Below are 19,114 nucleotides of genomic sequence, written 5' to 3'. Positions count from 1 at the left end.
AACCCCCTTATCCATATCGTATGAAATGAATAGGGGGTCAATGATTATCGTTTTGATTTTGGTGGACCTAAAATTTCAGAGAAAATAATCCCCTTGACAAGGTCCTCCTTATTCTTGGGTACAAATTCATTCGTTTGCATAGTAGACATTTGATATTGAGCGCCATGTGCAGAAAGGCGTCCACTATGTCTCTGGTGCCCTCTTGTACTGTCTGTACGCTCTTTTCGTTCAGCACTGGCACGTGGTGTAGTGGAACGCGCAGGTGTGGCCGTAACGGGTGGTGCAACCGGTTGGGCTGCAACGATAGGTTTGGGCGCCACCGGCTGTTGTAATTGCCGACTAGGCGGCTCCCCGTCCGTGCGTTGCATTTCTTTCTGTAATTCACGGTACAAGTCTTTTGACATATCTTTCAATTTCTTTTGCGGACTGTCCGGAATGCGTCCCGTTGCTGTGAATGGCTTCGCCTGGCCTTTCGCCGGGGTATCCGTCTTCTCTTTGCCTTTTTTAAAAAAGGCGGAGACAATTGCCAAAATAACGAAAATGATTATCTGTTCCATCCATGCATCCCCTTTCCAGGAAATGGCTTGTTACGTGTTAATCTTTTTTAATATCGATATCGTGTTTATCTCCACCTAAACCACTGATGGAATCACGCATGCCTGTATCTGCCTGGATATTTTTATAATTCATATAATCCATTACACCAATATTACCTGTGCGTAACGCTTCTGCCATAGCGAGTGGAACTTCTGCTTCAGCACTTACAACTTTCGCACGCATCTCTTCAACTTTCGCTTTCATTTCCTGTTCATTTGCAACGGCCATTGCGCGACGTTCTTCAGCTTTTGCCTGTGCAATGTTTTTATCAGCCATTGCTTGTTCAGTTTGAAGCTCCGCACCAATATTTTTACCGATATCAACGTCTGCAATATCAATGGATAGAATTTCAAATGCTGTTCCTGAATCCAAGCCTTTTGCTAGTACAGTTTGTGAAATCATATCCGGATTTTCCAACACTTTCGCATGGTCAATGGATGAACCGATTGTTGAGATAATCCCTTCACCAACACGAGCAACGATCGTTTCTTCACCAGCACCCCCGACAAGACGGTCGATGTTGGCACGTACTGTAATACGCGCTTTTGCTTTTACTTCAATCCCGTTCATTGCCACACCAGCGATAAATGGTGTTTCGATAACTTTCGGGTTAACAGACATTTGAACAGCTTCTAGTACGTCACGACCTGCTAGGTCAATAGCGGCACAACGTTCAAAAGTCAGTTCGATGTTGGCACGGTGTGCAGCGATAAGCGCGTTAACAACACGGTCAACGTTCCCTCCTGCAAGATAGTGACTTTCTAGTTGGTTAATCGATACATCAAGTCCAGCCTTATGGGCTTTAATAAGCGGGTTGACAATACGACTCGGAATAACCCGACGAAGACGCATCCCAATTAATGTAAAGATACTTACACGTACGCCTGCTGCCATGGCAGAAATCCATAATGTTACGGGCACTAAAGTGAAAAATACGGACAATATGATGATAGCGATAACAACGATTGCGATCATGCCTACTGTACCTGCTGAACCTACGAATGCTGGCATTATTCATTCTCCCCTTTCTCTACTGATTCCCTGACGACAATACGGGAACCTTCAACCTTAACAATACTAACACTTATTCCTTTATCAATGTAGCTTCCTTCAGAAACAACATCGATTTTTTCTCCATCTAACTCAATGGCACCGGCCGGTCTAAGTGGAGTGGACGTTTTAGCAATGCGCCCGAGTAATTCTACTCTGTTAACATTTGACACATACCCTAATTCCGTATCTGTCGAATCCATTAGCACAACTTTGTTGAGCAAGTGTAATTTCTTACTGAAAAACTTCATAATAATCACCATCCCTGTGACAGCGATAGCAACCGCGATAAGGACAGAACCTGCCATATACATCGGATTGCCGCCAGCCATAATGATACTACCAATAATTGCGAGCGAACCAATAGCTCCTGCTATACCATGCGGGAGGAATATTTCCGCAACGACGAGAATAGCTCCTAGGACGAACAGTATAATCGATTCATAGCCCGCAAGACCAGCTACTAAATGTCCGTAGAAAAACAGAACGAACGCGATGATAGCCATCGTTCCTGGTACACCAAACCCTGGCGAATACAATTCCAATACAAGGCCAAGACCTGCAATCGATAATAGAATCGGTACAACGACTGGATGTGTAATTAGGCTCGCAAGACTTTCTGCAAAGGTTTTATTTGTTGAAATGATTTCGGCATTTTCATAGCCAGTTTCTTGAAGAAGCTCTTTAAAAGAAGCTACTGTTCCCTCACTATAGCCGACATCAAGTGCCTCCGAGGCCGTAAGAGTTAACAATTTACCCACACCTGCTCGGTACTCAGAAACATCAACCGAACTCTCCGCCATAGCTTGCGCGTATTTCGGATCGCGACCATGGTCAGAAGACTTCGCAGCACTCACCATATCTGCGACCCATGCACTATGCACCTTATCTGCCGCCGCATTCCCCGACGATTCAATTACTTGTGCAGCACCCATTGTGGCATTGCGCGACATATAAATATCATCTGCATGGAGTGCGATAAACGCACCAGCTGAAAGCGCTTTGGGGTTGATATAAGCGATTACCGGCAACTCTGTCTCATCCATTAACTTAGCAATCTCCCAAGCCGCATCTGTAAAGCCACCTGGAGTGTTAATCTCGAGGATGATAGCCTCTGCTCCTGCTTCCTCAGCTTCCGAAAACGAGCGTTGCAAAAAAGCATATAATCCTTTTTCAACTTCATTTTTAATCGGAACTTTATATACTTTCTGACTAGCCGCATCGGTTGACGCAAGCGGAAACGCAAACGTCGAGACGAATAAAATGAACAGGAGCACGGTTCCTATCATTTTACGCATTGTAGTTTCACCTCTTTCTATTATTTATTATATCTCTATATACGGCTGAAAAGCTCGGAAGTTTCATTTTTTCTAGAAAAATTCGTTTCGACAACAAATAAACCGGAAAACCCCTAAGGATTTTCCGGTTTACCAAATTTTAGATTCATTACAAGATCGAATTCATGGCAACAGGAAATTAGAACTTACGTTTCCTTGCAGCTTCAGATTTCTTTTTACGCTTTACGCTTGGTTTCTCATAGAACTCGCGCTTTCTTACCTCTTGTATTGTTCCACTTTTGGATACAGTACGTTTGAAGCGGCGAAGAGCATCTTCAAGCGATTCGTTTTTACGAACAACAGTTTTCGACATATCTCTTGTCCCTCCCTCCAAACACACTTCGAACATAGCCAAGTGCCATGTACTCAGAAATTATACCGCATAATTAAAAATAGGTCAATATAAAACTTTTAATTTTAGTTGGTAAATTAATATTCCGATGTGGATTCGAGCCCTTTCATGATTTCCACACCAGAGCTGGCACCAATTCTTGTGGCCCCCGCATCAATCATTTTTTTCATGTCGTCTAAACTGCGGACGCCACCTGAAGCTTTGACACCCGTTTTAGGTCCAACAACAGCTCTCATCAGTTTGATATCTTCAACTGTCGCACCACCAGTCGAGAAACCTGTTGACGTTTTTACGAAATCAGCGCCTGCAAGAATTGCCAGTTCACACGCTTTTCTTTTTTCTTGATCAGTTAGCAAAGCTGTTTCGATAATCACTTTGACAATTGCTTCACCTTTCGCCGCCTGGACGACTGCTTCAATATCTTGTTTGACTAGGTCATCGTCACCATCTCGAAGCGCACCAATATTAATGACCATATCGATTTCACCCGCACCGTTTTGAATGGCATTTTCTGTCTCAAATGCCTTCACTTCAGAAGTCGATGCACCGAGTGGAAAACCAATCACCGTACATACTTTGACAGGTGATCCTTCTAGTTCTGCTACCGCTGTTTTAACCCAAGTCGGATTCACACAAACAGACGCAAAGGTATACTGCCGTGCTTCTTGACAGAGCTCCACGATTTCAGCTTTCTTCGCATTAGCTTTTAGTAAAGTATGATCGATATAAGTTGCAAAATTTGTATTCAAATGAATACCTCCCTAAAGTTGTCCGTACTTCTTCCATCATAACAAGAACCATTCAATTCTGCACGAAAAAGCCATTCCGACCATTAAGGGTTGGAATGACTTCTTCAACACATCGTTTAAGCATGAACTTCCGAATCTTCAACGACACGAACAAATTGTCCCTCGTTATATGGATAGCCAGGCTTTGTAATCTTCACACGAACAATTTTGCCGACCATGGACTCCTCAGCCGGGAAGACCACTTTTAAGTAATTATCCGTATAGCCCTCATAGAGGCCACTGTCCGGATCCAACTTATAATTCGCTTCTGGGATGACTTCAAGCACTTCATCCTCAAAAGTAGATGCATATTGTTTTGCCAATTGATCGTTCAGTTCAATCAAGCGATGAACGCGTTCATTTTTCACTTCTTCATCCACTTGGTCTTCCATTCTTGCTGCAGGCGTACCTGTCCGTTTCGAATAAGGAAAGACATGTAGTTCGGAGAAGCGATGGTCACGGATAAAATTATATGTCTCCATAAATTCCCCTTCCGTCTCACCTGGGAAACCGACGATAACATCTGATGTGATCGCTAGTTGAGGCAACGCTTCACGCAGTCTATCCAGACGCTCCGCAAAAAATTCCATCGTATACTTTCTACGCATTCGTTTCAACACCGTATCTGACCCCGATTGAATCGGGATATGAAGATGGCGAACAACAATATTTGAATTTCTTAGGACGTCGATTACTTCATCCGTTATTTGGCTCGCTTCAATCGAACTGATGCGCAATCGTTTCAGCCCTGTTACTTGCGATTCAAGATCACGCAGTAAACGAGCAAGATTATAGTCTTTCAAATCTTCTCCGTAACCGCCCGTGTGAATACCCGTAAGAACGAGCTCAAGATACCCTGCGTCCACCAACTGTTGCGCTTGACGAATCACTTCTTGCGGATCACGTGAGCGCATCAATCCACGTGCCCAAGGAATGATACAAAATGTACAGAAGTTATTACAACCTTCTTGGATTTTGAGAGATGCACGCGTACGGTCTGTAAACGCTGGCACATCCAGCTCTTCGTAAACCCTGTTTTTCATAATGTTACGCACGGCGTTAATCGGTTGACGCTCAGTTTGGTATTCTTCAATCAAACCAAGTAATTTCGTCCGATCCTGCGTACCAACAACGATGTCAACGCCTGGGATTGCCATAATTTCCGCAGGTGAGGTCTGTGCATAACAACCTGTTACGCAAATAACCGCATCCGGGTTCTGTCTAATTGCGCGGCGAATCACTTGCCGACTTTTCTTGTCACCCGTATTGGTGACAGTACATGTATTGATGACATAAACGTCTGAATTTCTCTCAAAATCTTCGCGATTATATCCAGCATCCTTGAATAGTTGCCAGATCGCCTCAGTTTCATAATGATTCACTTTGCAGCCCAACGTATGAAAAGCAACCGAAGACATCAACTGCTCACCTCTTTCATTCAAATTCGTAAGACATTGCGGACAATAAATACAACGGAGCCGTTTCCGTTCTCAATATACGCGGACCTAATGCAATCGGCAAAAAGCCAGCGGAGCGTAATGCATCCGCCTCGTTTCTCGATAAACCGCCTTCTGGTCCGAAAACAGTCAAGACGGTTTGCTCTGGTTTTACATTTTTTAGACGCTCAGCCATCCGATTCGGATTTCCGCTCTTGGCATCTTCCTCATCAGCAAATAGAAGAACATCATAATTTGCAGATTGTGCAATCAGTTGCTTGAAGTTGGAAGGTGTTGCTACTTCCGGTATAACCGTTCTGTGACATTGCTCCGCAGCTTCTTTGGCAATTTTACACAGTCGCTCGACTTTTTTACCACCTTTTTTGGCATCCCATTTGACAATAGAACGTTCCGCTTCAAATGGCAAAATGCCCGCCATACCCAACTCAGTACCTTTTTGCACAATCAAATCTAGCTTATCGCCTTTTGGTAACCCGCATGCGATTGTCACACGAACAGGCATCTCATTTGTTGTCAGGGAGCCTTCTTGGCGCTGGATCACGACACCATTCTCAAGTATCTCCGTAATCGTTGATATAAATGCTTCTCCGTCTGATACAGCAATCACATTGTCCCCTACAGCCATTCGCATAACCCGGGTAATATGTTTACCGTCATCCCCTGTAATGGTCGCATGCTGTTGTTCATCAAATTGTGATTGTAGAAAATAACGTTGCAAAGCGTTACACGCCCCTTTTTTGGGCGACGATAGCAACCCAATCTTCCATTAGTACAGACTCAACGATGTCAAATCCTTTTTCGATAAGGTCATCCTTCACAAGATCCCGTTTCTGCCCAATAATACCCGAAACGATGAACAGTCCATCTTCCGGTAAAATGGAATAGGCATCTTGTGAAAAGGACAGAATCACTTCTGCAAGGATATTCGCAATAATAATGTCGGCTGGTTCTTTAACAGAATCCAGTAAATTACCATGTGTCACAGTAATTTTTTCCTCCACTTTATTTAACAAAATATTTTCCTTCGCAGCGACAACGGCAACTTCATCTAAATCTAGCGCATGAATATGGGATGCCCCTAGTAATGCCGCCCCAATTGACAGTACACCTGATCCAGTCCCTACATCGACGACTGTATTCTCCGGCTTAACATACTTCTCAAGCGCTTGTAAACACATGACTGTTGTTGGGTGAGTTCCCGTCCCAAAGGCCATACCTGGATCCAACTCAATGATCAATTCATCAGACTCAACGGGTTCGTATTGTTCCCATGTTGGAACAATCGTAAAACGGCCAGATATCTTGACAGGATGGTAGTATTGCTTCCAAGCAGTTGCCCAATCTTCCTCATCAATCTCATGGGTTTGAATGGCGTTTTTTCCAACATCCAATCCGAATTCGGCTAAGCCCTCGATGGATTGACTAATATCCTTCATTGTCTCAATTAAAAAACTATTGACAGGTAAATAGGCTTTCACAATGACTCCGTCTACAGGGAAATCATTTTTGTCAAGGGCATAAATTTCCCCGTAACGGTCTTCATGGATTCTATCTGGCTCTACCGAATCTTCAATAACAACTCCACTGGCACCTGCTTCATGCAAAATATTTGCTACAGCCTCAGTTGCTTCGTGCGTCGTATGGATGGCAATTTCTGACCACTTCAAATGACTTCAACCCTTTCAGTCGCCTTTGATTGTACGTTTGATTTTATCAAACAAGGAGCTTGAATACTCTTCCGGTGTGTTGCCGCTAATCGCCGCAAATTCACGCATCAATTCTTTTTGCTTTTCCGTCATTTTTTTAGGTGTTACCACTTTCACCACAACATGCTGATCACCGATTCCACGACCATGGACGTTTTTAACACCTTTTCCTTTTAGGCGGAAACGCGTGCCTGTTTGCGTACCTGCAGGAATTTTCAAGTTAACATTCCCTTGCACAGTCGGGACTTCAATTTCGTCACCAAGTGCGGCTTGTGAGAACGACAAGCTAAGTTCCAAGTAAATATCATCATCTTCACGGATGAATTTGTCATGGGACTTCACGCGGAATACGATATACAAATCGCCTGCTGGTCCGCCTTTGTGTCCCGGTTCACCTTGCCCCGATACACGAAGCTGTTGACCATCATCAACGCCCTCAGGTATTGTTACTTTAATTTTCTTGTTTTTAGTTACTTTGCCTGCACCATGACATGTTGTACATTTTTCTGGAATGATTTTCCCTGTTCCTTGACAGTGTGGACATGCTCTACGATTGACCATCTGACCGAGTGGTGTATTTTGCGTAACACTGATTTGTCCCGAACCACCACAATGGTTACATGTTTTAGGAGAAGTCCCTTTTTTAGCACCAGAACCCTCACATGTGTCGCATGATTCTTCTTTAGGTATTTCTATTTCTGTTTCTTTCCCAAAAACAGCTTCCATAAAGTCAATCGTCATAGAATACTGTAAATCGTCACCTTTTCTTGGCGCATTCGGGTCACGTCGGCGTGCATTTCCGCCGAAAAATGTACTGAATATATCATCGAATCCGAAGCCATCAGCACCGCCACCTCCGAAACCACCGAATCCTTGGTTTGGATCTGCATGGCCAAACTGGTCATAATTCGCTTTTTTCGAATCATCGCTGAGTACTTCATAAGCCTCTGTTGCTTCCTTAAATTTCTCCTCAGCATCAGCCGCTTTGTTTAAGTCAGGGTGATACTTTTTGGATAATCCTCTGTACGCTTTTCTAATTTCGTCTTTGGACGCAGATTTGGATAAACCCAGCACGTCATAATAATCTCGTTTACTCATTTTTCACTCTCCCGAAATACTTTTACCTATCTTCTATTGTACCACTACATACTAAAAAGCGTAAGCACCTGGTCAGACCCGACAAGCGCTGGAAGGCTGGAAGATAAAGGCGTTTTTTTGCCTTTACCAGGTAGCCTGAAGCGACACATGGGGCTAGGTGCTGAAGCCAAGATCGCGCAATAAAAACCGAAAAAGCCAAAGCCGGAATATCGGACTTTGACTTTCCCGTCAACAATCATTATTATTTATTTTTTCTCGTCTATTACTTCTTCAAAGTCAGCGTCGACAACGCCATCATCTTGAGGTTCGCCTGCATTTTCTGCTGCAGCTTGCTCATACAATTTCATCGTCATTTGTTGAACGATCTCTTCTAGTTTTTCTTTCTTCGTACGGATATCATCGAAGTTAGCAGCTTCAAGTGCAACCTTCAATTCTTCCTTCGCTTCTTCAACGCTTGTCACTTCTTCTTCAGAAACTTTACCTTCAAGGTCTTTCAAAGTCTTTTCAGCCATGAATACAAGTTGATCCGCTTCGTTTTTCAAGTCCGCTTCTTCTTTACGCTTTTGGTCTGCTTCAGCATTCGCTTCCGCGTCTTTCACCATGCGCTCGATTTCATCGTCAGACAGACCTGAACTCGCTTGGATTGTAATATCTTGCTCTTTTTGAGTACCAAGATCTTTCGCTTTAACCGTTACAATACCGTTTTTATCGATATCGAATGTTACTTCGATTTGTGGAACGCCACGTGGTGCTGGTGGAATATCCGTCAACTGGAAACGACCCAGTGTTTTATTGTCAGCTGACATTGGACGCTCACCTTGCAATACATGGATATCTACTGCTGGTTGGTTATCCGCTGCTGTTGAGAATACTTGTGATTTACTTGTTGGAATCGTTGTATTACGTTCGATCAATTTCGTGAACACGTTACCCATTGTTTCAATACCAAGTGACAATGGTGTTACGTCAAGTAGAACAACGTCTGTTACGTCTCCGCTCAAGATTGACCCTTGAACAGCCGCGCCCATTGCAACGACTTCGTCTGGGTTTACGCCTTTATATGGCTCTTTGCCTGTTTCTTTTTGAATTGCTTCTTGTACAGCTGGAATACGTGTTGATCCACCTACAAGAATAACGCGGTCGATTTGTGATGCAGATAGAGCAGCATCTTTCATCGCTTGACGTGTTGGTACCATTGAACGTTCTACAAGATGTGCAGTCAATTCGTCAAATTTCGCGCGTGACAATGTCACTTCAAGGTGAAGTGGACCTGCTTCTCCAGCTGTGATGAATGGTAGTGAGATTTGTGCAGATGTTACACCTGACAAGTCTTTTTTCGCTTTTTCAGCGCCATCTTTCAAACGTTGCATCGCCATTTTATCTTTTGATAAATCAATGCCGTTTTCTTTACGGAATTGCTCAACAAGGTACTCGATGATGACGTCATCGAAATCATCTCCACCTAGTTTGTTGTCACCCGCAGTTGAAAGCACTTGGAATACGCCGTCGCCTAGTTCAAGGATCGAGACGTCAAATGTACCACCACCAAGGTCATAAACAAGGATCGTTTGGTCTTCATCTGTTTTATCAAGCCCGTAAGCTAGTGCTGCTGCAGTTGGCTCGTTAATGATACGTTCAACTTCAAGACCTGCAATTTTACCAGCATCTTGTGTTGCTTGACGTTGTGCATCGCTGAAGTAAGCAGGAACTGTGATAACCGCTTTCGTTACTGGTTCGCCAAGATACTCTTCCGCATAACCTTTCATATATTGAAGGATCATTGCAGAAACTTCTTGAGGTGTATATTCTTTATCGTCCACTTTTACTTTATAATCTGATCCCATATGACGTTTTACAGACATGATTGTGTTCGGGTTTGTAATCGATTGACGTTTCGCTACTTCCCCAACTTGTCTTTCGCCGTTTTTAAACGCTACAACAGATGGCGTTGTGCGGTTACCTTCTGGATTTGGAATTACTTTTGGCTCTCCGCCTTCATACACTGACACTACTGAGTTTGTTGTTCCTAAGTCAATACCGATAATTTTGCTCATAATCAAATTCCTCCTAGAAATAGTTCTTCTATTTTTTATTCGTTCACTTTAACCATTGAAGGTCGAAGGACACGATCTTTCAACAAATAGCCTTTTTGCATTTCTTCAAGAATAGCTCCTGAAGGTTTTGTGTCATCTGAGCCTGTCATAATCGCCTGATGGACATTCGGATCGAACTCCTGATCAAGCGTCTCGATTTCAACAAGGCCTTCTGTTTCAAGCGCCGTGACAAGCGTACGATAAATCATTTCCATCCCAGTCATAATCGACTGCACTTCTTCAGTTTTCGCCTCAACAGAAAGTGCACGTGCAAAGTTATCCAGAACTGGAAGCAGATTCGTCACGACGTTCTGCGCACGATATTTTTGTAGTGCTTCCTGATCAAGCGACGCTCTTCTTTTAAAGTTATCGTAATCAGCAAGCAATCTCAAACGCTTGTTTTCTTCTTCCTGCAATTTTGCAGTTAGTTCTTCAATGACACTGTCTGCGCTACTTTCAACTTCAACAGCCTCATTTTCTTCAATCGTGTTTTCTTCGCCCACAGCTTCTGTATCCTCTACCGCCATGTCAGCTTCTACAAACTCATCTTTAATTTCTGTCATTTATTGTTCCCTCCTGCTGTTCCTCCACCGATTGTCAGCCTCGCCAGTTCCCTGGACAGATCACTGCTCATAAGATCTAGCAATGTGATGACGCGCGCATAATCCATTCGTTTAGGTCCAATGATAGCAATAGATCCTGTCATGTTGTCCCCAGCAGAATAAGTCGCTGTAATTACACTGTAATCTTCCATCGCATTATGATGATTTTCAGAACCAATGCGCACATGAATCCCTGCAATTCCTTTTTGGAAAAACTTCATAGCAGGTACCCCTTTGTCCATCAGTTCGAAAAATGTTTTCATCTTCTCGATGTCATTAAATTCGGGTTGCTTCATCATGTTCATTTTTCCGCCAAAATACAGGCGCTCTTCTGGTTCGATTGAAATCGCCTGCTGAAACGAGGAATACAGGTCACCCGCGTGATGGATATGACGCTCCAACACCGTTTTCGTTTCCTGGACTAACATCCTCTGCAAATGCGCTAGCGGCGTACCAACCAGTCGCTCGTTTAAGATATTAACCATTTTTTCGATATCGGATGCCGTAAAACCCTCTGGTACATTGAACAATCTGTTTTCCACACGTCCATTATCCATGACAATAATAGCAACAGCCGTTTTATCGTCTAAAGGAACAATTGAAAAACGTTTCACTGTATGCGACGACGTATCTGGCCCAAGTAGTATCGAAGTATAATTCGTCAAATCAGAAAGTATCGTTGCCGATTTCCGGATTAACTCCTCAGTTTCTACGATCTTATCTCGGAAAATGGAGCGTAATTGAATACTGTCTTCGGTTTTCAGTTTTTCTGGTGTCAATAAATGGTCGACATAAAATCGATATCCTTTTTCGGATGGTATCCTGCCAGATGAAGTATGGGTTTTTTCAAGATAGCCCATTTCTTCAAGGTCTGCCATTTCATTCCGTATCGTTGCCGAACTAAATGGAGCTTCCGGCTTTTTGGAGAGCTGCCTTGATCCGACAGGTTGTGCAGACTCGATGAAATCGTCAACCGTCAGTTGCAATATAAGCAATTGTCTGTTCGTCAACATAATCATCACTCCTAAAAGTACCTGATGTTGCGAAGTGCTCTAAGGGCACCAGACTGCGCTAAGTGCTTTGTGGGCACAAGGCTTCGCCATGTACTTTGTTAGCACTCTTTAATGACGAGTGCTAATACTACTGATAATTTAACAAATCCAGATCGTGGTGTCAACGAATTGACTCTATATCATTTAAGAAATTGCTGGAACACGTCGTTTCCTCTATAAACACCACGATGTGTTAACTTAATCACGTCACCCATTCGCTCGACAAGTCCATCTTTCATAAGAGTTTGCAATGTTTCACCATAGACATCTTCGAGCGACTTCCCAAATTTTTTCTGGAACAAAGTGATGGATACACCATTTGATTTGCGGAGTCCGAGGAACATTTCTTCTTCCATCGCTTCTATTTCCGTTACGACATGTGTCTGTTGAACTGGCCTTTCCCCCGCCGTCGTCTTCTCCATGTATTTCGTAATCGGTCCGATGTTCGAATAGCGAATGCCGTCTACGTAGCCGTGTGCACCTGCGCCAACACCTGCATACCCGTCATTTTCCCAATAGATAAGATTATGGATAGATTCACTGCCCAGAACCGCGAAGTTACTAATTTCATAACGCATCCGACCTTGTTTCTCCATTTGATTGATGAGCATCGAGAACATTTCTGTTTCGATATCCTCGCCAGGTAGTGGCAATCTGCCTTTGTTCATTAAATTATAAAAGACCGTTTTTGGTTCAACAATAAGCGAGTACCCAGAGTAATGAGGTAATTCAAGTGCAGCCGCGCGGTCGAGCGTATCTTGCCATTGGACGATTGTCTGATCTGGTAAGCCGTATATCAGGTCGATACTAATATTGTCGAAGCCAGCTTTCCGTGCTTCCCTAACGACACGCTCAGCATCGTCTGGGCCATGTGTTCTACCAATCCTCTTGAGTAGATCCGAGTCAAAAGATTGAACTCCGATGCTCAACCTGTCTACACCACCACTTTTTAGTACGGTCAACTTGCCATAAGTTAATTCATCCGGATTCGCTTCCGTTGAAAATTCTTTTAATGAGCTGACATCTACATAATCGTGAATGATTGTCAGCAGTCGATCAAGTTGCTTCTCAGACAACGATGTTGGAGTTCCCCCGCCTAAAAAAACCGTTTCTAAGTCTTTGAATGATATCCCCTGCTGGCGCATAATCGCCAGTTCCTGCCCAATGGATTCGATATACGCATCGACAGGCTGATTTTTGAAAAACACTTTATTGAAATCACAGTAATGGCAAATTTGATGGCAAAACGGGATGTGGATATACATTCCTCTCATACCGTCGCCTCCTTTCTTAACAGCAAAAAGAGGGCTAAGACGCCCTCTCCTCCCCTTTACAATTTAATCCTCATCCATTCTCAAAACAGCCATAAAGGCTTCTTGAGGCACTTCCACAGACCCAACTTGCTTCATACGTTTTTTACCTTCTTTTTGTTTATCAAGAAGTTTACGTTTACGTGATATATCTCCACCATAACATTTAGCTAATACATTTTTACCCATCGACTTGATAGTTGAACGTGCAACAATTTTTTGTCCGATTGCCGCCTGTACGGGCACTTCGAACTGTTGTCTCGGGATTAGCTTTCTTAGTTTTTCAACAATTAATTTCCCACGCTCGTACGAGAAGTCTTTGTGAACGATGAAACTGAATGCATCGACCTGCTCGCCGTTTAAGAGGATGTCCATCTTGACAAGCTTCGATTGTTTGTAGCCAATCAATTCATAGTCAAGTGAGGCGTATCCTTTCGTACCAGATTTCAATTGGTCAAAGAAGTCATAGACGATTTCTGCCAGGGGCAGTTCGTAAATGATATTAACACGTGTCGCATCGATATAATCCATCGTGATAAAGTTACCGCGTTTTTGCTGACACAGCTCCATAACAGAACCCACATAATCATTCGGTACCATAATTGATGCTTTCACATACGGTTCTTCCACATAGTCGACCTTCTGTGCATCTGGCATCATGGCAGGGTTGTCTACTTTCAGTTCAGTGCCGTCGGTTAGCACAACATTGTAAATAACACTTGGTGCAGTCGTAATCAGGTCTATTTTAAATTCGCGTTCAATACGTTCCTGGATAATTTCCATGTGTAGCAAACCTAAGAAACCACAGCGATACCCAAAACCAAGCGCTTGCGATGTTTCCGCTTCATATTCGAGAGCAGAGTCATTCAATTCAAGTTTTTCAAGCGCATCGCGCAGATCATTGTATTTAGATGTATCGATTGGATACAGCCCGCAGAATACCATTGGATTCATACGACGGTAACCAGCTAACGGTTCGCTCGCTGGATTTTTCACACTAGTGATCGTGTCCCCAACGCGAGTATCCCCAACATTCTTGATAGATGCTGATAAATAGCCTACATCTCCAACAGTCAATTCATCTCGTGGTGATATTTTCGGCGTGAAGACGCCTGTTTCAAGCACTTCGAATTTCTTACCCGTCGCCATCATATGAATCATATCACCAGGCTTAACTGAGCCCTGCATAATCCGGATATTAACAATAACCCCTTTGTATGCATCATAATGCGAGTCGAAAATTAGAGCTTGCAGTGGTGCATCCGGATCTCCCTGAGGAGCAGGAACTTTTTCCACAATTTGTTCTAAAATATCTTCAATACCAATGCCAGCTTTAGCTGAAGCCAGAACTGCTTCTGAAGCGTCCAATCCGATGACATCTTCAATTTCCTGCCTCACACGTTCTGGATCAGCCGCAGGTAAATCGATTTTATTGATAACAGGTAAGATTTCAAGATCGTTATCAAGTGCTAGGTATACGTTTGCCAGTGTTTGCGCTTCAATTCCTTGAGCTGCATCGACGACGAGAATTGCGCCTTCACAAGCTGCTAGACTGCGTGACACTTCATATGTAAAGTCGACGTGTCCTGGCGTATCAATCAGGTGGAATGTGTAGTCCTGCCCGTCTCTTGCCGTATACGTCAGCTGCACAGCATTCAATTTGATGGTAATGCCGCGTTCACGTTCTAAGTCCATTGAGTCCAATGTTTGGGTTTTCATTTCCCGGGATGTTAATGTTTGGGTTGTTTCCAAAATGCGATCGGCCAATGTCGATTTACCGTGGTCAATATGGGCAATAATGGAGAAGTTCCGTATGTTTTTCTGACGTGCCAATTTCTGCTCAAGATTCATCGTTTAGTTCACTCCTATTTTAGCTATTCAAATTATAGCAGTGAACGGGCTAGACTTCAATATTCGGCGCGTATAGAATTTTCTATAATCCACTTTTAAATTGCAAGGGGGAGAGGACAAGAAAAAGCTGATCTAAAATCAACACTGGATGTGTCCATTTCAGATCAGCTCCCTTTTGAGCAATAGTTATTCCTGTTCTTGTTTCACTGTGAATTTCATTTTTGCAGTTGTAACACTTAGTTCACTTGGATGGGTAGCTTGTGCATACGCAACATACGTACCATCAGGTGTATCGGCTTTCGGCGTCCAATTTGAGCGCAACGTATGCTCGTTTTCCACATCAAATTGCGCGACTATTTCTCCATTTTCACTTTCAATAAAGACTGTCCAGTCAAGTCGATTATTGGCAAAACCAGTAATCTCCAAAGGATTACTAGCACTAACATTTTTTCCATATGAGTAGACGGCAAAGTGAGGAACTAACAAATCTCCATCAATAGCAAAAGTATCTCCCCAAACCGCAAAGTTCTGGTTACGGGCATAATCACTGGACATTATGATGACACTCTTTGGCTCATCGTTCACCTGTAAAGATGTAGCTCCAACATCTAAAGAAATATACTTGTTATCTACATAAGCGACGGATCCATAAATTCCGCTTCCATTTGTCTCATCTTTAGCATCAAAAGTGATTTCATATTTCCCGTCTTTCGGTTGAACTTGAATGTTTGTGATTTCAGGCGACTTCGAGTCCACTTTAAATGGCATCTTATTCACTTGAGGCTCAGCACCCTTATAATCAAGCGTGGTTTTAATCACATATTTATAGTCTCCATCAGGAACTATGTTCTGTTTGTCATCGTCCATATTCCAACGATATCCACCATACATATCATCTTGATAAACCATAATATTTTTACGATACTTCCATGGTTTCCCTGTATATTCACTAAAGTCGCCAAGGTAATTAACAACCTTACCCTTATCATTTTCAATATACATTTCAGTTTTTCCTAAATTTCTTAAGGCTGTGAAGGTTGAGAATGGTCCAGGTGCAAAGTAATCGGGTGACATTGCAATTTTACTTGTATCAAATTCACCAGTTGCCAAGTCAAAGCCCATAGGTAAGTCAATGACATCATCCCACAGTACCGTATAACCTAAAAACTCCCCATCTTCCCAAGGCGACGGATCAAGGTTTTTCGGCTTGTCCCATTCACCGTAATACCCCATAAATGGAACCGTTAATGGCACCGCTACCTCGGAATTCTTTGGAACAAGACGTACAAACCCTTCTACAAATTGACCCTTTTTTACTGAATTTGGTAAATCGATTTTCACACTTACTTTTTCTGTTTTCTTATTCTTCACCATCACCGCTGTCCCTTTTTGATGCGTTGTTGATTGACCATTGACAGTTACCACAGCATCTTCAATGCGTTTACTTGTTAATGTAAGATATTCGTGACTTTCATCAATCGTCCCGTCTTGATTATTATCAAACTCTTTTGTTTCCGTTTCGTCTGTCAATACATCCACGTATATATCGTATTCAGTTGTTGCATTTGTTAAAGGGTATAAACTCAGGTCAAATTTCACAGACGAGCTTTTAATTTCTTTTAGTGCAACCGCTGCACCTTGTTCTGGTTTTGCCCCTCTATGAAACACCTGTACAGGTGATTGAATGGCATTTTTCAACTGCATTATGCCCGATCCTTGGTAGCGTGGAGAGTAAGGTACGTCTGAATTTGGTTGATTTGCAATTTTAGATGTGGTCATTAGGGCATTTTTCGCAAGATATACTGTTTCTTTTGTTTTAGGAAGCCCTTTTTCATACAAAGACTGCAATACAAGAGCTGCACCACCTGCGACATGTGGGGAGGCCATTGACGTACCACTCATTACTTCATAACTATCTGCCCCAACCGTCGAATAGATTTTTCCGCCTGGTGCAGAGATTTCTGGTTTGAAGCTTAGATCATGTGGTGATCCGACGGATGAAAAACTAGATATTGTGTCGCTATCAGGGTTTTCATACCAAACTCCATCAGATAGTTTAATCGATACTTTTTCACCTGATTGTAGTTTAGAAATTACCATGTTACCTTGTTCCCGACTTGTAGTTGCAACTGGTATAGAATACGCACTCAATCGTACTCTCTCAAGATCCGGAATCGGTGCCGGAGGAACGACAAGAATTGCTTTTGCTCCACCGCGTTCAGCAGCAAATTGCGCATATGAAAAAGAATAATATTCTTGTTTGGGTTGAACGATAACGATTTTACCTTTTACATCTACCCCTTTGAGATCAGCATCTTGACCTTCCCCTGCAAAAACCAACTCATAAGCAGTATCTTTGTCTAAACCCTTCGCAAGATTGAAATTATACTGCGTTTGATCTTGATAGGCTAGCACCTCTCCATCCGATAATGAAAATGATCCGTACCTGACATGATCATTTTCATAGGAAGCAACAGATAACGCAAAAGGGCTTATCCCTGGTTCGCCTACTGTTCCAATATCAGGGTTCTCTGCATAAGGTTGTGTCGCCCTATTCAATTTCACTGTTTTAGTGCTATATGCAGCATTTCCACCAGCTGCAACAACCAATGTTCCTTGCTCTGTCGCTACACGAATTGCTTTTTGAACGGGATCATTTTCTTCTGATACGAATCCAGCATCAGAACCGAGGCTTAAATTAATGACGTCGGCTCCAAGCTCAACAGCATGATAAATACCTGCAATGATATCATCCTCATATGCAACACCACTTTTATCAGAAAATACTTTTTCAGCTACAATTTGGACCCCAGGTGCAACCCCTTTAATACCGCCCGATTGTTCATTACCATTTGCACCGACCGTTCCAGCTACGTGCATACCATGTTGGCTTCCCGGGGAAATGACATCATCGTCCATATCAGCCCAGTCATAACCACTTGGAACCTTGTCGGAATACCATTTATCGTTAACGGCCGTACTATTTAGGGTGGATACAATAGAAGACTCAGTCCATTTTGCCCCCTCTTTGGAATCCTCAGGTAACAAGAAATCCTTGTGAAGATAATTGACACCTGAGTCAACTACAGCAACAACTAACCCTTCTCCACGATACCCCAAATCTTCCCATACTTTTTGCGCCTGAACCATGTCCTTACTTTCTGTCATTGAAGGTTGGAAAGTTTTTGCGACATGAACTGAAACAACACCAGGAGTGGATTGAATCTTTTCTAGTTCTTGGTATTGTCCTTCCATACTAAATCCATTTAAACCATCATAATAGCGATGCCTTACCTTATTGTCTTTTTTGGCAATCTGACTAATAACAGACTCTTGCTTACTCGTTAATAGACGTCGGTGATCAGCTTTCGACCTTGTTTTAGTTACGGCAGGTTGTTCTACTTCGACAATAAATCGGACTTGTTCATTTGGTGAATAGGCTTTTTTCTTTGCATCTTTATAACCAAGTTCATCGGCCAATTTCGCCGCATGTTCACGACGTTCTTGCATTAATATTTGTTGACCTTGGCTGATAATTCTTTCAACCACTGGTGTTGTGTCACTCTCCTCGGCAAACGATGATGGTGCAGATGTTGATGTAAATAATAGAGTCGAAAGCATTGCTGTTGATAGAACTTTGATTGCTAGTTTTTTTGACTTGTCCATTTACTAATCTCCTTTTAGTTCACATTTTACGAAACCTTCGCACCAATGGTATTCCTTACACCATTAGTTAAAACCTGCATATAAAGGTATAAAAACACAAATTTAATTCCAAATACCTCGACCCATTCAGTAAAGTTGAACTAGTGAAATATGTA

15 protein-coding genes are annotated in these 19,114 nt (G+C 42.7%); all 15 read right to left on the bottom strand.

The window, feature by feature from the left end:
- Positions 1 to 44 precede the first annotated feature (44 nt).
- Positions 45 to 557: a hypothetical protein gene (locus tag ACIQ0H_RS04485; RefSeq protein WP_403411496.1), complete on the bottom strand. Its 513-nt coding sequence runs from the start codon at positions 555 to 557 to the stop codon at positions 45 to 47.
- A 37-nt stretch (positions 558 to 594) separates the two neighbouring features.
- A complete protein-coding gene (gene floA / locus ACIQ0H_RS04480) occupies positions 595 to 1,608 on the bottom strand; it encodes a flotillin-like protein FloA (protein ID WP_403411493.1) in 1,014 nt (337 codons plus the stop codon).
- On the bottom strand, positions 1,608 to 2,945 hold the full coding sequence (locus ACIQ0H_RS04475) for an NfeD family protein (RefSeq protein WP_403411490.1): 1,338 nt from the start codon (positions 2,943 to 2,945) through the stop codon (positions 1,608 to 1,610). The genes floA and ACIQ0H_RS04475 overlap by 1 nt, the downstream gene beginning before the upstream one ends.
- 178 nt (positions 2,946 to 3,123) lie before the next feature.
- On the bottom strand, positions 3,124 to 3,297 hold the full coding sequence (gene rpsU, locus ACIQ0H_RS04470; protein WP_016426884.1) for a 30S ribosomal protein S21: 174 nt from the start codon (positions 3,295 to 3,297) through the stop codon (positions 3,124 to 3,126).
- A gap of 116 nt (positions 3,298 to 3,413) precedes the next feature.
- Entirely contained in the window at positions 3,414 to 4,085 is a 672-nt protein-coding gene (gene deoC, locus ACIQ0H_RS04465; protein ID WP_403411487.1) for a deoxyribose-phosphate aldolase, read from the bottom strand.
- Between the two features lie 116 nt (positions 4,086 to 4,201).
- Positions 4,202 to 5,542: a tRNA (N(6)-L-threonylcarbamoyladenosine(37)-C(2))-methylthiotransferase MtaB gene (gene mtaB / locus ACIQ0H_RS04460; RefSeq protein ID WP_403412371.1), complete on the bottom strand. Its 1,341-nt coding sequence runs from the start codon at positions 5,540 to 5,542 to the stop codon at positions 4,202 to 4,204.
- A gap of 16 nt (positions 5,543 to 5,558) precedes the next feature.
- Positions 5,559 to 6,299, bottom strand: coding sequence for a 16S rRNA (uracil(1498)-N(3))-methyltransferase (locus ACIQ0H_RS04455; RefSeq protein ID WP_403411484.1), 741 nt, complete (start codon positions 6,297 to 6,299; stop codon positions 5,559 to 5,561).
- 4 nt (positions 6,300 to 6,303) lie between these two features.
- Entirely contained in the window at positions 6,304 to 7,248 is a 945-nt protein-coding gene (prmA, locus tag ACIQ0H_RS04450) for a 50S ribosomal protein L11 methyltransferase (RefSeq protein WP_403411481.1), read from the bottom strand.
- Positions 7,249 to 7,263: 15 nt separating this feature from the next.
- On the bottom strand, positions 7,264 to 8,385 hold the full coding sequence (gene dnaJ / locus ACIQ0H_RS04445; protein ID WP_403411478.1) for a molecular chaperone DnaJ: 1,122 nt from the start codon (positions 8,383 to 8,385) through the stop codon (positions 7,264 to 7,266).
- Between the two features lie 245 nt (positions 8,386 to 8,630).
- Positions 8,631 to 10,439: a molecular chaperone DnaK gene (gene dnaK / locus ACIQ0H_RS04440; RefSeq protein ID WP_403411475.1), complete on the bottom strand. Its 1,809-nt coding sequence runs from the start codon at positions 10,437 to 10,439 to the stop codon at positions 8,631 to 8,633.
- A gap of 35 nt (positions 10,440 to 10,474) precedes the next feature.
- Positions 10,475 to 11,041, bottom strand: coding sequence for a nucleotide exchange factor GrpE (grpE, locus tag ACIQ0H_RS04435; RefSeq protein WP_403411472.1), 567 nt, complete (start codon positions 11,039 to 11,041; stop codon positions 10,475 to 10,477).
- Positions 11,038 to 12,093 carry a heat-inducible transcriptional repressor HrcA gene (gene hrcA / locus ACIQ0H_RS04430; protein ID WP_403411469.1) on the bottom strand — a complete coding sequence of 352 codons (1,056 nt, stop codon included), beginning with the start codon at positions 12,091 to 12,093 and terminating at the stop codon, positions 11,038 to 11,040. The genes grpE and hrcA overlap by 4 nt, the downstream gene beginning before the upstream one ends.
- Before the next feature lie 179 nt (positions 12,094 to 12,272).
- Complete coding sequence (gene hemW, locus ACIQ0H_RS04425) at positions 12,273 to 13,406, bottom strand: radical SAM family heme chaperone HemW (RefSeq protein WP_403411466.1); 1,134 nt, start codon at positions 13,404 to 13,406, stop codon at positions 12,273 to 12,275.
- Positions 13,407 to 13,469: 63 nt separating this feature from the next.
- On the bottom strand, positions 13,470 to 15,293 hold the full coding sequence (lepA, locus tag ACIQ0H_RS04420) for a translation elongation factor 4 (RefSeq protein WP_403411463.1): 1,824 nt from the start codon (positions 15,291 to 15,293) through the stop codon (positions 13,470 to 13,472).
- 186 nt (positions 15,294 to 15,479) lie between these two features.
- A complete protein-coding gene (locus ACIQ0H_RS04415) occupies positions 15,480 to 18,959 on the bottom strand; it encodes a S8 family serine peptidase (RefSeq protein WP_403411461.1) in 3,480 nt (1,159 codons plus the stop codon).
- Between the last annotated feature and the right edge of the window lie 155 nt (positions 18,960 to 19,114).

The organism is Sporosarcina sp. NPDC096371 (genome assembly GCF_044762865.1).
Taxonomy (GTDB): Bacteria; Bacillota; Bacilli; order Bacillales_A; family Planococcaceae; genus Sporosarcina.
Note: the sequence above shows the minus strand (reverse complement) of the source record. Positions and strands in the feature narration are given on the sequence as shown.